This window comes from Microbacterium sp. KUDC0406 (assembly GCF_021582875.1).
Lineage (GTDB): Bacteria > Actinomycetota > Actinomycetes > Actinomycetales > Microbacteriaceae > Microbacterium.
This window is the reverse complement of record NZ_CP091138.1, coordinates 828,478-842,633: the sequence shown is the minus strand read 5'-3', so window position 1 is coordinate 842,633 and position 14,156 is coordinate 828,478. Positions and strand designations below refer to the sequence as shown.

The 14,156-nt window shown below is 70.8% G+C and carries 12 protein-coding genes and 2 pseudogenes; 6 read left to right on the top strand and 8 right to left on the bottom strand.

Features of this window, described 5'->3' with window-relative positions; genetic code table 11:
- Nucleotides 1–30: 30 nt before the first annotated feature.
- Complete coding sequence (locus tag L2X99_RS04300) at nt 31–1,554, bottom strand: SulP family inorganic anion transporter (protein WP_236124922.1); 1,524 nt, start codon at nt 1,552–1,554, stop codon at nt 31–33.
- Between the two features lie 8 nt (nt 1,555–1,562).
- Complete coding sequence (locus L2X99_RS04295; RefSeq protein ID WP_329608128.1) at nt 1,563–3,884, bottom strand: ATP-binding protein; 2,322 nt, start codon at nt 3,882–3,884, stop codon at nt 1,563–1,565.
- A 251-nt stretch (nt 3,885–4,135) separates the two neighbouring features.
- Between L2X99_RS04295 and L2X99_RS18135 the strand changes: the two genes are divergently transcribed.
- The gene (locus tag L2X99_RS18135; protein WP_329608196.1) at nt 4,136–4,537 is read left to right on the top strand and encodes a hypothetical protein; all 402 of its coding nucleotides are present in this window, start codon (nt 4,136–4,138) and stop codon (nt 4,535–4,537) included.
- Nucleotides 4,538–4,755: 218 nt separating this feature from the next.
- On the opposite strand, the pseudogene L2X99_RS18130 reads toward L2X99_RS18135, so the two are convergent.
- From L2X99_RS18130 to L2X99_RS04285, 3 genes and pseudogenes are all read right to left on the bottom strand, one after another.
- Nucleotides 4,756–4,932: pseudogene (locus L2X99_RS18130) on the bottom strand (ATP-binding protein); the annotation flags it as partial.
- Nucleotides 4,933–4,934: 2 nt separating this feature from the next.
- Nucleotides 4,935–5,660: a DUF4194 domain-containing protein gene (locus L2X99_RS04290; protein ID WP_236124924.1), complete on the bottom strand. Its 726-nt coding sequence runs from the start codon at nt 5,658–5,660 to the stop codon at nt 4,935–4,937.
- Entirely contained in the window at nt 5,657–7,120 is a 1,464-nt protein-coding gene (locus L2X99_RS04285) for a DUF3375 domain-containing protein (protein WP_236124925.1), read from the bottom strand. Before L2X99_RS04285 ends, L2X99_RS04290 begins: the two co-directional genes overlap by 4 nt.
- Nucleotides 7,121–7,319: 199 nt before the next feature.
- On the opposite strand from L2X99_RS04285, the gene L2X99_RS04280 reads away from it, so the two are divergent.
- Nucleotides 7,320–8,666 (top strand): RNA polymerase sigma factor, encoded by a 1,347-nt coding sequence (locus L2X99_RS04280; protein ID WP_236124926.1) that lies wholly within the window; start codon nt 7,320–7,322, stop codon nt 8,664–8,666.
- A complete protein-coding gene (locus L2X99_RS04275; RefSeq protein WP_236124927.1) occupies nt 8,663–9,019 on the top strand; it encodes a YciI family protein in 357 nt (118 codons plus the stop codon). The genes L2X99_RS04280 and L2X99_RS04275 overlap by 4 nt, the downstream gene beginning before the upstream one ends.
- Before the next feature lie 94 nt (nt 9,020–9,113).
- Here L2X99_RS04275 and L2X99_RS04270 read toward each other — a convergent pair whose 3' ends face one another.
- The 3 genes from L2X99_RS04270 to L2X99_RS17800 are packed head-to-tail and all read right to left on the bottom strand — an operon-like array spanning nt 9,114 to nt 11,751.
- A complete protein-coding gene (locus L2X99_RS04270; protein WP_236124928.1) occupies nt 9,114–10,457 on the bottom strand; it encodes a serine hydrolase domain-containing protein in 1,344 nt (447 codons plus the stop codon).
- Nucleotides 10,454–11,092, bottom strand: coding sequence for a hypothetical protein (locus L2X99_RS17805; RefSeq protein ID WP_268928549.1), 639 nt, complete (start codon nt 11,090–11,092; stop codon nt 10,454–10,456). Before L2X99_RS17805 ends, L2X99_RS04270 begins: the two co-directional genes overlap by 4 nt.
- Nucleotides 11,032–11,751, bottom strand: coding sequence for an MFS transporter (locus L2X99_RS17800; RefSeq protein WP_268928548.1), 720 nt, complete (start codon nt 11,749–11,751; stop codon nt 11,032–11,034). Before L2X99_RS17800 ends, L2X99_RS17805 begins: the two co-directional genes overlap by 61 nt.
- Nucleotides 11,752–12,166: 415 nt before the next feature.
- Here L2X99_RS17800 and L2X99_RS18495 point away from each other — a divergent pair.
- The 3 genes and pseudogenes from L2X99_RS18495 to L2X99_RS04255 form a co-directional block, all read left to right on the top strand.
- Nucleotides 12,167–12,328, top strand: a pseudogene (locus L2X99_RS18495) (TetR family transcriptional regulator); the annotation flags it as partial.
- A 35-nt stretch (nt 12,329–12,363) separates the two neighbouring features.
- A complete protein-coding gene (locus L2X99_RS04260; protein WP_236124930.1) occupies nt 12,364–12,732 on the top strand; it encodes a TetR-like C-terminal domain-containing protein in 369 nt (122 codons plus the stop codon).
- The gene (locus tag L2X99_RS04255) at nt 12,729–14,156 is read left to right on the top strand and encodes an amidase (protein WP_236135675.1); all 1,428 of its coding nucleotides are present in this window, start codon (nt 12,729–12,731) and stop codon (nt 14,154–14,156) included. The genes L2X99_RS04260 and L2X99_RS04255 overlap by 4 nt, the downstream gene beginning before the upstream one ends.

Below are 14,156 nucleotides of genomic sequence, written 5' to 3'. Positions count from 1 at the left end.
GGACAGCGCGGGCGCGCAACGGGCCGGTGATCAGGCCGAGCCGTCCAGCGAACCGCTCAGTCTTCCGTGGAAGGCCCGGCTGTGCGGATTGAGCCCGACGAGCTCGACCGTCGCCCCGTGGGCGGCGTACTTCGTCTCGACCGCGTCGAGCACGGCGACGCTGGACGCATCCCACACGTGCGAGCCGCTCAGGTCGATCACGATGCGCGCGGGATCGTCGACGTACGAGAATCTGTCGACGAGGTCGTTGCTCGACGCGAAGAAGAGCGGGCCGAGAACGCGGTAGTGCGCCACGGCGCCGCCCTCGACGATCTCCCGCTCGACGGAGGTCACGTGGGCGATCCGGCGGGCGAACAGCACCAGCGCCAGCAGCACGCCGGCCCCGACGCCGATCGCGAGGTTGCCCGTTGCCACGACCACTGCGACGGTGACGAGCATCACGACGGTCTCCGAGAGCGGCATCCGCTTCAGCGTGGCCGGTCGGATGCTGTGCCAGTCGATCGTGCGGAGTGCGACGACCATCATCACGGCGGCCAGCGCGGCCATCGGGATCGCCGCCATCACCGGAGAGAGCACCGCCACGAGCAGCAGCAGGAACAGCCCGGCGATCACCGTCGAGACGCGGCTTCGCGCCCGGCCGAGCTGCACGTTCACGACGGTCTGGCCGATCATCGCGCAGCCGGCCACCCCGCCCCAGAGTCCCGCCAGGATGTTCGCGACGCCCAGTCCCCACGACTCGCGCGACTTCGACGAGCGGCTGTCGGTGAGGTCGTCGACGAGCTTCGCGGTCAGCAGGCTCTCGAGAAGGCCGACCAGCGCGGCGCCGACGGCGGTGGGCAGGATGATCTGCAGTGTGGTCAGGTCGAACGGCACCGTCCACGGCGTCAGGCCCGGCAGTCCCCCGCTCACGGAACCCTCGTCGCCCACCGTGGGCACGCCCAGCCCGAAGACCATCGCCGCGGCCGTGACGACCACGATCGCGACCAGCGGTGCGGGCACGGCGGTGGTGATCCTCGGCAGCAGCACGACGATGAGGATCGTCGCGATGAACAGCGGGTAGACCATCCACGGCACGTCGATCACGTGCGACACCTGTGCCACGAAGATGAGCACGCCGAGCGCGTTCACGAAGCCGATCATGACCGAGCGCGGGATGTAGCGGACCAGCCGCGCCAGGCCGAACACCCCGAACAGCACCTGCAGGACGCCGGTGAGCAGCACCGTCGGCAGGACGTACCCCGTGCCGTGCGCAGCCACCATCGGAGCGATCACGAGCGCGACGGATCCGGCCGCGGCCGAGACCATCGCCGGCCGGCCGCCGAGGAACGACATCGCGATGGCCAGCGTCACAGAGGAGATCAGCGCCACGTCGGGGCCCACGCCCGAGATCAGCGAGAACGAGATGACCTCGGGGATGAGCGCGAGCGTGGTGACCATGCCCGCGAGCACCTCGGTGCTCAGCAGTCGCGGATGCCGCAGCACGGCGAGTGCGGGAACCTGCCCGTTGGGCAGCCGGTACGCGGTGGATGCGGGAGCGGAGGGTGCGAGGGGCATGGTGGTGCTCAGTTCCGGGTCAGGGGGTGAGGCTCTTCCGGCAGCGCGACCTTGAGCCTCGCCCAGGAGCGACCCTGGGTGTCCTTGAGGATGTCGTACTCCACGTCGACGTGCGGCTCGATCGCACTGTACTTGTCGTTCGGCGCACCGATCACGAGCTGGAAGCCGAGGCCCCGCCAGGCGCCGATCGCGCGCTTCGTGAAGTGGGCATCCGCCTTGATCAGCGCCTCGTCCATGAACACCGGGGCGTACCGGGGACGCTCGGCACCGGCATCCCCGAGCTGATAGCGAAGAGCTGCGCCGACGATGAACGCGATGAGCTCCTGCGACTCGCCGCCGGACTTCTCGCCGATGTGGTCGTAGAGCGCGACGTGCTGCTTCGTGTCGACCGTGACCCGCTCGGCGCTGACCCGCACGTGGTTGCGCACGTCGATGAGGTCGGCGAAGTCCGGCGCGGAGCGCCGCAGGTGCCCGATCAGACGCGACATCCGCTTGTAGGCGTGTTCACGCTCCTGGTCGGTCGAGGCGTTCTCGATGAGCCCTCGCACCTCGCGCAGGTCGCGGCGGAAGCGCTTACGCGCCTCGGACTGGCTCTCCCGCGTGGTGATCTGCAGACGGTGGTGGTCGTCGTAGAACGGCAGGTCCTGCATGATGCGGTTGATCGGCTCGATGCGCTCGCGGATCTCGCGCAGCGCGCGGCCCAGCGTGGAGTCGAGACTCGTGAGGTCATTGCCGGAGAGGTGCACCAGGCTGTCGCGCCACTCGCTCTCGAGCCTGTGCAGTCCGCTCGTCTCGAGCGCCGTGAGGATGTTCTCGAAGTCGTCGACGTAGAGGTCGGGGTCGGCGAGCAGGTTCGGGTTCTCCCAGCGCTCCAGGAAGCCGCTCATCAGACGGCGCATGGCCTCGCGCTGCTCGTGATGCGCGTCGAACGCCGCGGCGCGGTCCTCGGTCAGCCTGATGCCCGCCGTGCCCAGAGCGCCGTCGAAGCGCTCCAGCAGCACCGAGGGCGCAGCCTTGGCGGATGCCGGAGTCGCGAAGCGCTCATCGAGGTAGTGCGCCTGCTCGGCGTCGACCGAGCGGCCGGATCCGGCGGCCTCGTCGATCAGCGCCTGCCCGGCGTCGACGTCGTCGGTGACCCGGCCCCAGCTCTCCTCGACCAGCTGACGCTCCGCCGTGGCGGCGCCGATCTCCTCGCGCAGCCGCACGATCAGGCGCTTGGACTTCTCTATCTGCGCGGCGATGCCGGCGATGTCGGGGTTCTCCTCGCCGATCTCGGCCTCGAGACGACGCCAGCGCTGCTGCTCGGCGGTCAGCGTGTCGACATCGACGTTCTCCCAGGCGACGTCGACGATCCGCGCGAATGCCGCGCGTTCGGCATCGAAGCGGTCCAGCGCCGTCTCCGCGGCGGAGACCTCGGCAGCGGCCCGCTCCAGCGCGGGCTCCAGCTCGCGCACGGCGGCCTCGAGCTCGCGCAGCCGGGCACGGTTCGAGAAGCCGAGCACGTTCGCCCGACCGTGGCCGCCGTGCGCGCCCTGGTCGCCGCGGGACATCTGCCCGGTGATCGTGAGCGCAGCCTCATGCCGGGCGAGATCCGCCGCCGTGTTCACGCACACGAAGTCGAAACGCTCGCCGAGGCGCAACTGCAGCCAGCCGGTGAACGGTGTGTCGGGGTAGTCGAGCCGGCCCGGCAGGCGGTCCGCCGCTCCCCCGCCGCTGGCCCGCAGCCCGGTGTGCACGCCCTGGTAGGTGAGCCGGCGCGGCGTGCGCACGCCGTCGATGGCGGTGCGGAAGCGGTCGAGGTCGGCCTTGTCGATCAGCACGGTGGTGGCTAAGCCGCCGAGAGCCAGGTTGAACGCCTCGCGCCACGGCTCGTACTCGGTGCGCACCTCGATCAGCTCGCCGACGAACGGCAGCTGGTGCGGCTCGAGGCCGGCCGCCTCGGCGAGCAGCTCGCGCGAGCGGTACAGATCGGCCGGGATGTTGCCGGAGAACGCAGCTGCCTCGTCGAGCGCCCGCTCGCGTCGGGCGAGCTCGCTGCGCAGCCCGTCGCGGGTGCGCCGTGCCTCGGCCCACGTCTCCCGTGCGCTGCCCTTGGCATCCGCGTCGGCCAGCACTGCACGACCGCGGCTGACGATCTTCTCGAATTCGGCGCGGCTGCCCGCCTCGGCGCCGAGCACACGAAGGTCGTCCTCGAGCCGCGCGCGCTGGGCACGGGCCTCGTCGAGTCGTCGCTCCACTCCGCGCAGCTCGCGCTGGGCGGTCTCCAGCCGGTCGCCGCCGCGTTCGCGCAGCAGGTCGCGCAGGCCGTCGTGCTCGGACTCCGCCGGCATCCGCCTGCACGCGCTTCTCGCGCACCTGGGCGTCGAGCTCGCGCCGCCGGTCGCGCAGCTCGTCCTCGACCTCGCGGAGCAGATCCATCCGCCGCTCCGCCTTCCACAGCGAGGCGATCGAGGACGGATCGCCGAAGACGCCGACGGCGTCGATCAGCGTCATGCGCTCGGCGGCGTCCTCGATGCGTCGGCGCAGGTCGCGGATGGGCTCGAGTGCGGCGACCTGCTGGCGGGCCATCAGCATCCGCTGCTTGGTGCTCTCCAGCTCGTCGAAGTGCTGCACCACGGCATCCGCCGTGCGCATGGTCTCGGGCTCCTCGAGCACGAGTCGCTTGTACAGGTCGTCGACGGTGGTGATCTGCTGGCCGGCCTGGATGCGGGCGAGCAGGCTCATCGCGTTCGCCCCCGCTCCGGCGGCGCCGATGCCCAGCACCGAGTGCAGTCGCGCCGAGAACTCGCGGTCGGTACCCACCGGCTCGAGTCCCGCGGCGCGCACGGATGCGTCGGTGAGCCGCTGCGCGGCGGCCTTCTCGAGTTCGGCGAGGTCGAAGGCGGCGTTCGCCGTCGCGCGCACGCGCACGGTGTCCTCGAGCACGCGGGCGCCGGCCGGGATGTACCAGGCGCGCACCGCCGTGAACCGGGAGTCGTCGTGATCACGCCAGGTCATCGCGATCGCTGTCCAGGTGTCCTCCCCGTCGCCGCGGAGCACCTGCACCTTGGTGCCCTCCTCGGTGCGGGTCTCGTCGAGCTTCCCGCGGCCGTAGGAGAGCACGTTGCGCTGCTCATCGCCGCGCGGCCGGCCGGTCACGCCGCCGTTGGACGCGCCGTTGAAGGGCGTGGTGTGCGGCATCATCAGCGCGATGTACGCGTCCATCAGGGTCGACTTGCCGGATCCGGATCCACCGCAGAGCAGGGTCGCGGCGGGCGAGAACCGCACGCGGTGCGGGCCGCCGTCGTAGCCGCCCCAGTTCACCAGCTGCAGATCCTCGGCGACCCACTGCTGTCCGCGCGAGGCCTCGGGGATGAGACCGAAGAGGGTGTCGATCATCGTCATGAAAGGGCGTCCTCCAGGGCTTCCTCGGTCGCGTCGTCCGCGTGCAAGTCGTCGACTGCCTCGGCATCCGGGCCCGCGAGCCGCTCGGCGGCGGTCTCGCGCAGCCAGTCCCGCAGCTCGGTGAGCTTCTCAGCGCTGAGCACGACCTCGACGAGCGGGCCGATCCGGTAGCGACCGGTGGTCTCCTCGCTGACGATGCCGTCGTTCGACAGCTTGCGCATCGCGTCGCGCACGGCCTTCTGACGCCGCGAGATGTCGCCGTCGGCGTCGGTGAAGTAGCTGAGCACGGTCTGCTCGACGTCTTCGATGTCGATGCGCGGTGCGGCCTCACCTGCGACGTTCTCCCTCTCGTAGACGGTGCGCAGGTGCACCAGCACGAGGGTCTCGGAGCGCGTGTAGGGCGTGTCGCGCAGCAGGATCGGGATGTCGAGCTCCTCGATGCGGATCTGCTGCTTGTAGGCCAGACCGTGCTCGTGGTCGACGACGAGGCGGATGTAGAGGTCGTTGAGCCGGGACTCGATCACCGTCTGGTTGTCGAGCAGCGTGCGCCACTCCTGGCGGTTGCGCTCCGCGAGCAGGAACCGGCGGTGCAGGACGAGGGCGAGTGTGCGACGCACCTCGGGGTCGAGCACGCCGCGGTCGCCCGGGAACAGCTCCGCGAGGTCGTCCTCCATGGCGACGGGAGCGATGAAGCCCGCTTCCTCTGTGCTGTCACTGGTCATTCCGAGTCCTTCCTCGCGTGCGCGGTCACGGCCTCGAAGGCGAACCGTCGTGCGGAGCCGTCGGGGCGCACGGTCTCGACGATCGAGACTCCGTCGCCGCTCTCGAGGGCGCCCCGGTGCGCGATCTCGAGCAGGCCGAGCAGGTCGACCGGCCGGCGGGTGATGTCGGCGGCGCCCTCGAACGCCTCACCGAGGTCGAAGGTGTCGCCGAGTCCCGCGACGTACGCCTCGAGCTCCGCGTAGTGCGGGCCGCCCCAGGCACGGGTGTCGTCGCCCTGGAACTCGACGTCCTGCCCCTGCGAGGACAGTGCCGCGGGCGAGCCCGGAGGGCGGATGTCGCCGAGCGACTGCCGAAGGTGCCCGATGTGCGCGACCGGAAGGCGGCGCAGCGGATCGACCGGAGTCTCCGGCGTGCGGGTCTGGGTCCACGCCTGGAGACCCGCGATCGCGTCGCGCAGCAGCTCGTCCACCTGGCGGTCGCGCGCGGGGTCGTGCGTGCGCACCTGCCCGGCGATCACGTGCGAGGCGCGGCGCTGTGCGGTGAGCACCTCCTGTACGCCGAGTTCCATGCGGCGGCCGATCATGTCCAGCTCGGTGCGCTGCGTGGCATCCAGCAGCTCGGCGAAGGGGCGCGAGAGCAGACCGTGCAGCTGCTCGGTGAGGGCGTCGATGCGCTCCGGGTCACCGATCAGGCGCAGGGCGCCGGCGAACGCCTGGCCCTCCCGGGTGGACTGCAGGACCTGCTGGCCGCGCAGCAGGTACTCGCGCAGCACCTCTCCGGTGGGCCGTTCGTCGCGACGCAGGTCTCGGATGACGTCGCGCTGCATCGCCTTGATCGATTCCGCGACGCGGGTGAAGTCCGCCGGGAGACCCCGGGAGAGAAGCAGGACGTTCTCGGCCTCTTCGAGCAGCTCGTCGTCGGGCACGGGGTCGGCGGGGCCGTTCTCGAGGGCGGCGATCCGGGCGTCGAGCGCGTCGCGCTCGGCCTTCAGGCGCTTCAGTCGCCTGGCCGGGTCGTCGTCGGCATCGCCTGCCAGGCGCTCGACCGCCTCGAGCAGGGTGCGCACCCGCGAGTTCGAGACGCGCGAGCCGCCGCCGGTGAGGTCGGCGATCTCGAGCGCGCGCACAGCGTGCGCGGTCAGGCGGTACACCTCGGTCTCGCCGTCGATCTGCTGACCGAGCCAGCCGACCCTCACCCAGTACCGGCACACCTCACGACCGGATGCCGCAGGCAGCCGCCTGCGGTCGTCCTCGTAGCCGTCGGCCCGGAGCCGGTCGAGCATCTCCCCGACCTCGACGTGCGCATCGGCCACCGCCACGGTCGGCCGGTCGGCGGAGAACATCACGCTCAGGGCCGAGACGACGAACGGCGCGTAGCGTCCGTGCAGCAGGTCGAGGGTCGGCGTCTTGAACGCGGCGAGTGCGCGCAGATAGGCGGCCTCGACCCGAGTACCCGTCACGCTGCTCCCGAAGATCCCTGAAAACCATGCCGATCCCGCGTGGTCCCGCGCAGAGCAGCGTGCTCCAGCCTAGTGCGACGACTCAGCCGCCGAGACTACGGGTGTCGAACCGATCGCCGTCCGTTCGTGGACGTGACAGCCGGAGCACAGCAGATCCGAGCGCTCGCACGCACGCCGTTCCGACGTGTCTTCCGGAAGAATGTCGGAACCCGCGAAGCCCACTCGTAGAACAGGTGAAGCGACGCACCACACTGTCGAGAAGCGAAGGAAGATGATGACCCCACGCCGGGACAGCACACCAGACGTGGCAGCGGCGATCACGCGAACGCATCGCGAGGAGTGGGCGCGGATCGTCGCCGGCCTCACGCGACGGTTCGGCGACCTCGACCTGGCCGAGGAGATGACCGCGGACGCGTTCGCGACCGCCGTCGAGAACTGGTCCGTCCACGGCGTGCCGCCGAACCCGGCCGGGTGGGTGACGACGACCGCGAACCGCAGGGCGATCGACCTGCTGCGACGCGAGGCGCGCCGCGCGGACAAGCACCGGGAGGCGCTCATGCTGCAGGATCCGGAACCGGCTGACCCGATCGGAGTGGTCGAGGACGACCGGCTGCGACTGCTGTTCGTCTGCTGCCACCCGGCGCTCTCGCTGGACGCTCGCGTCGCGCTGACTCTGAGGATCATCGGCGGGCTCACCGTCGCCGAGATCGCCCATGCCTTCCTCGTGCAGGACACCACCATGGGCCAGCGGATCACCCGGGCGAAGGCGAAGATCAAGGCCGCCGGCATCCCCTTCACGATTCCCAGGGCGGAGGATCTCCCGGCTCGCGTCGACAGCGTCCTCACGGTGCTGTACCTGGTGTTCAACGAGGGATACCTCGCTTCCGGCCCCGACGCGCCCCCGATCCGGCGCGAACTGACCTCGGAGGCGATCCGCCTCACCCGGCTCACGCGCGAACTCCTGCCTCACGACGCCGAGGTGCTCGGGCTGCTCGCGCTGATGCTGCTCACCGAAGCCCGCGCCCAGGCGCGCATCTCGGCCGACGGCGAGCTGGTGCGCCTGGATGAACAGGATCGCAGCGCCTGGGACAGGACGCTCATCACTGAGGGCCTGCAGCTGCTCGACTCACAGGTCGACGACGCGCGCACTCGCCCTGGCCGGTATCAGCTGCTCGCCGCGATCAACGCCGTTCACCTCGCCGCCCCGCACGCTCGAGACACCGACTGGGCGCGCATCGTGACCCTCTACTCCCGGCTCGAGGAGGTCGACCCGAGCCCGATCGTCACGCTCAACAAGGCCATCGCCGTCTCCGAGCACGACTCACCCGACGTCGCCCTCGCGATCGTCGACCGGCTCGCCGACACGCTCGGCGGCTACCACGCGTTCCACGTCACGCGGGCGGAGCTGCTGCGTGCCACCGGCCGCTCCGCCGACGCGCGTACCGCCTACGACCGCGCGATCGACCTGGCCGGGAACACGGCCGAGACCGCGCACCTCATCCGCCGACGCAATCAACTCGCAACATCGAATGGAGAACGCACATGAGCAGCAGGTACCTCGTCATCCACATGTCCGACCCCACCGGCACCGCACTCCCGCAGTCCGAGGACCGGGCGATCCTCGAGCGCTGGGAGGCCGAAGGCAATGCCGCCGGCCGACTCGGCGAGGGCGATCCCGTCGCCGGCCCCGAGATGGCGAAGTCCGTCACCGTCCGCGACGGCCAGACCCTTATCACCGACGGCCCTTTCCCGGAGTTCAAGGAGTGGTTCGCGGGTTACGACCTCATCACCGCCGACTCGATCGAGGAGGCCGCAGAGTTCATGGCGAAGCATCCGACCGCCATCCTCGGCCGCATGTACATCCTGCCGCTGGTCAAGCTGCCGTGGGATCAGGACTGAGCTGAAATGGGAGAAGCCCGATCTCCTTCATGATCTCGGTCGCCCCGCCGTAGATGCGCGAGACGCGCGAATCAGCCCAGACCCGCATCTGAGATCACACGGCCGGCAGGAAGCGGAGCCCGAGATACGCGCCCGCATCGACCGGGCGGAAGGCGGCCCAGCCGTCCAGGTCGGGCGTGGTCCATGCCCACACGCCGGGCGTCGTGGAGCCGTGCAGCTCGATGGTCGAGCGCTGCGGTGCGCCCCCTGTCGGGGACGGGTCGATCAGGGTCAGCAGGGCGCCGTCCGCATCGTTCGAGACGATCGCCCCGACATCGTCGAAGCCGTAAGCGCGCGCGGGCGCCGGCGCGCGACCGGTCGCTGTCAGCGGTGCGGGAAGCGCGAGGCCGGGATGCCGTTCCGCGACCTGTGCGAACAGGGCGCGGAACAGGCCGTCCGGGCGCCCTCCCGTCGTCAGCAGGACGGCGGCCAGATGATGGTCGGGGATCATGCGCAGAAACGCGCGCTGGCCGAGCGTGGCGCCATCGTGTCCCCATGCATCAGCGCCGCCCCAGTCCTCGCACATCGCCCCCAGCCCCCAGCCGGTGGTGGTCACCTGCACGTCGTGGAGGTCGACCTGCGTGGTGAACAGGGCCGCGCCCTCACGCAGGCTCCGCCCGCCGAACGACGATGTCTTCGGCAGCAGTGCTGCGGCGAAGGCGAGCAGGTCCTCGGCGTTCGCGGTGATCAGGCCCGCGGGAGCGAGGGACGGCGGGATCCGCCCGGTCGCCGCACGAGGACCGTGCGGGCCGCCGATATGGCCGACGGCGTGCGGGCGCCGTGCCGGCCCCTGCCCATCGGCGCTCGCGTGCGCGAGCCCCAGCGGCTCGATGATGCGCTCGTCGATCGCGTCGCTCCAACGGATGCCGAGCAACCGCTCCACGACCCGCCCGGCGACCACGTATCCGGCGTTGCAGTACGAGAAACGCGCGCCGACCGGATGCAGGAGGCGCGCCGAACGCAGCGCCGCGACATATCCGGTGATCGCATCGTCGCCCGCGCCGGTGTCGGCGAACACGTCGCCCTCGATGCCGGAGGTGTGGGCGAGGAGGGTGCGCATCGTCACGTGCGCCGCCGCATCCGCATCCTGCAGCGCGAACTCCGGCAGCACTTCCCGGATCGGCGCGTCCAGCGGCAGCCGCCCCTCCGCCACCAGCTGCAGCACTACGGCGGCCGTCCACATCTTCGTGATCGAGCCGATCTCGAAGCAGGTCTCCAGGGTGACCGGCGTCGCGTGCTCGGCATCGGCGAGTCCGGCGGACGCCGTCACACGGGTGACGGGCCGGCCGTCGTCGTCCAGTCGGAGCAGCCCGAACTGCGCGCCGACGACGCCGAATCGGGGCAGCAGCTCCTCGAGGCGGCGCTGCCAGCCCGCGTTCTCGGTCTGCCCGGCTGTCATTCCGCCGGCCCCGACGGCGCCACGGCGGCGGCCGGTGCCACGGGATGCGGCTGCCCCACGGCATCCGCGGCCGCGTCGTCTGCCGCCACCGCGCCGTGACCGCGGGTCAGACGTGCCAGCAGCGCGAAGAAGAGCAGGGCCAGGATGCCCGCGCAGCTGCCGGTCGCCGCCATCGCCAGAGCCAGCGAGGCGTCTCCGCCGAGCATCCCCGACACCGCTGCGACGAAGCTCGGGCCGATCGTGGCGCCCGTGCCGACGCTGAACAGGATGAGTGCGCCGCCGGCGAGACCGCGCAGCTCGTTGGGGAGGTACAGCATGAGGAACGCGGGCACCGCCGTGCCGACGAAAGCGCTCGCCGCCACCCCGGCGCCGAACACGATCACCGCGCTGACGCCGTCCGGCATAAGGGCCATCACGCCCGCCGCGCCCAGCAGCGCTGAGCCGATGCCGATCGCGAGAGCCCCGCGGCGGTTGCGCCGCCGCAGCAGCTCGATCAGCCAGGCGGCCACCAGCGCGCCCACGATACCGCCGACGAGGAGGACGGCGCCCATCATATTGCCCACGTCCAGCTCGCTCAGCCCGTATCCCCGCATGAGCGCGGGCGCCGCCCACACCTGCAGCAGCGAGGCGGCCACCTGCGCGAACGCATAGCCCACGAACAGCGGCCACAGCACCCGGGCGTGGCGCCGAGTTCGTGGAACAGCGCCCGCGCGGTGCGGATGTCGCCCTCAGTCTCGGTGCGCGCCGGTTCGCGCATGCGCAGGAAGAACGGAAAGAGCAGCAGCCCGATCGCTGCGAACGCCAGCATCGTGAATCGCCACGGCTCGCTGTCGACCACGGAGGACATCGCCGTGAAGACGATGCCGCCGAGCGCGAACCCCAGCGCCCCTCCGAGGGACTGGCCGATCACCAGCGCGCTGACCGCGGCGCTGCGCCGACGGCGCTCGGAGAGGTCGGCGACCAGACTGAACGGCGCCGTGATCAGCACGGCCTGCACGCAGCCGATCAGCACCTTGGCGACCGCCAGCATCCAGAAGCCCGGCGCCGCCATGATCAGCAGCAGCGCGATCGTCCACACGACCAGGGCGATCAGCACCATCCGCACCCGGTTCATCCGGTCGACGAGCAGGCCGATGGGCAGCGCGCACACGGCGAACGCGAGTGTGGGGAACGCGCCCTGCAGCAGACCGAGCTCGGCATCCGAGAACGCGAGGTCGCGCCGCATCGGCTCGATCAGGAGGCTGATCAGGCTGGTGTCCATCAGCAGCAGGGCGGAGGTCAGCACGAGCAGCACGACGGCTCCCGTGCGTGTCCTGGCGGGTGTGGGCGCACGTCCGCGGGCGCTCCGGTGATTTCCGTCATCTCAGTCGTCTCTCTGCAGACCCGCGAGCGGGCTTCGATCGGATCCCCGCGAAGCCACGGTGCGGCGCACCTACTGGCTGTGGCCGTCATCGGCCACGATCGATTCGTTCTGGGAGAGGCCTCGTGAGCCTTGCCTCCCGTTGTCCGCGGGCCGGACTACGTGGATCCCGACCGCGCCGCTCGCGGGAAGTCTTGTGGATGCCCACGATCATTGCACTACATGTTGTAGCTCAAACTAGATCGATACGGCGAGATACACAAGGAGAATCTTTCCGTGTCTTGCGGCTCTCCGTCGCCCGGCATAATGTGAACAGCTACAAGCTGTAGCGACTGACGAAAGGGCTGAGATGGGGCGCGCGCGAGATGCCGAGCTGGAGCAGCGGCTGCTGCAGGCCGCGTGGGACGAGGTGACCACGGCGGGATACGCCGCGCTGAGCCTCGCCCGGGTCGCCAGCCGGGCAGGCGGGCACCGCAGCGACATCTACCGCCGATGGAGCACCAAGGCGCAGCTGGTCACGGCCGCCATGGCCGCGCATCTGCCCCGGTGCCCGACTTCGACACCGGAACGCTGCGCGGCGACCTCCGCGCCTACCTCGGCGCGCTGTGGCAGTCGTGGTCGTCGGACTGGCTCGAGGTCGCGATCGGCGTCCTGGCCGATCTGGATGCCGACGCCGAGCGCACCTTCCGCACCATGACCGTGCAGCGCGCGCAGCCGCTGCGCGATGCGATCGTGCGGGCCGTACAGCGTGGCGACCTCGTCGAGATGCCCGAACCCGCCATGCTCGGCGACCTGCTCGAAGGCCCGCTGATGCACCGCCGCCTGGTCGGGCGGCAGGTGATGACCCTCGATGAGCTGGATGCCCTCGCCGACATCGTGCACGGCCTGATGAGCACACGAACGGTGGCCTCGTGAGCGCGCTGCACGATCTCACCGCCGCTGCCCAGCTGCGCGCGCTGCGAGACCGGGAGGTGAGTTCGCGGGAGCTCACCGAGCACTACCTCGACCGTATCGACCGGCTCGCCGGACCTCTGGGCGCGTTCGTCACCGTCGTTCCGGAATCGGCACTCGCTGAAGCCGACCGCGCCGACGAACAGCTTGCGGCCGGGGAGGGCGGCACGCTCACCGGCATCCCGTTGGGCATCAAGGATCTGCACGCCACCGCCGGCATCCGCACCACCGCCGGTTCCGCCGCGCTGGCGGACCTCGTGCCGCCGAGGGATGCGTGGACGGTCGGACTGCTGCGTGGCGCCGGCGCCGTCGTTGTCGGCAAGACGAGCACCGCCGAGCTCGGGTCCACCTGCTACACCGAGAACTACGTCACCGACCACGCCGCCGTCACCCCCTTCGACACCACCCGCTACTCCAGTGGCTCGTCGGGCGGGGCGGCGACGGCGGTGGCGGCCGGACTTCTGCCGTTCGCGCACGGCAGCGACAGTGCGGGCTCCATCCGCACGCCCGCTGCGACCTGCAACCTCGTCGGCGTCAAACCCAGTCGCGGGCTGGTGAGCATCGCCCCGGCCTCCACCTTCCTCGCGATGGGAACCGAGGGGCCGCTGGCCCGCACCGTTGAGGACGCCGCCGTGCTGCTGGACGCCATGGCTCAGTCCTGGCCGGGAGACATCTACGGCTGGCGCGCCGAAGCGGGCTTCGCAGCCGGGCTGGAGCATCCGCTCGGGCACCCCCTCACCATCGGGGTGTGGACAGAGACCGGGCTCGACGGCGTCGATGAGGATGCCGAGGTGTCGGCCGCCGTGCGCACCACCGCCGAGCTGCTGCGCGGCGCCGGCCACGACGTGCGCGAGCTTCCCATTCCCGCCCGCCTGGACGCCGATGTCGTCGAGGCGCTGAGGGTCTGGCTGACTTACGCTGTGGCGATGTCGGCGACCACGATGACGCCGCCCGAGCGGTACGGGCTCTTCAGCCCCCTCACCCAGCACCTCATACGAGAGGGACAGGGGATGGCCGCCGCGGAGGTGCTGCTTGCGCAGGCGCGACTGGCCGCGTACGCGAGTGCCTTCCTGGCGGCGTTCGACGGTATCGACGTCGCCCTCACTCCCACCACCGCCCGGCCCCCGGTGCCGATCGGGCATTTCCTGAAGGGTGGGTTGGAGCAGGTGCTCACGTCCATGCTGGACTGGTCGTGCCCGACGCCATGGGTCAACTTCACCGGGCAGCCGGCTCTCGCCCTGCCCGCCGGATTCGCCGACGGCGGCCTGCCCCTGTCGGTGCAGCTCGTCGGCCGGCCCCGCGCTGACGCCGACCTGCTGCGACTGGCGGCGCAGGTCGAATCGGCACAGGAATGGTCACTGGTCCGCCCGGATGTGTGGAACGCATGA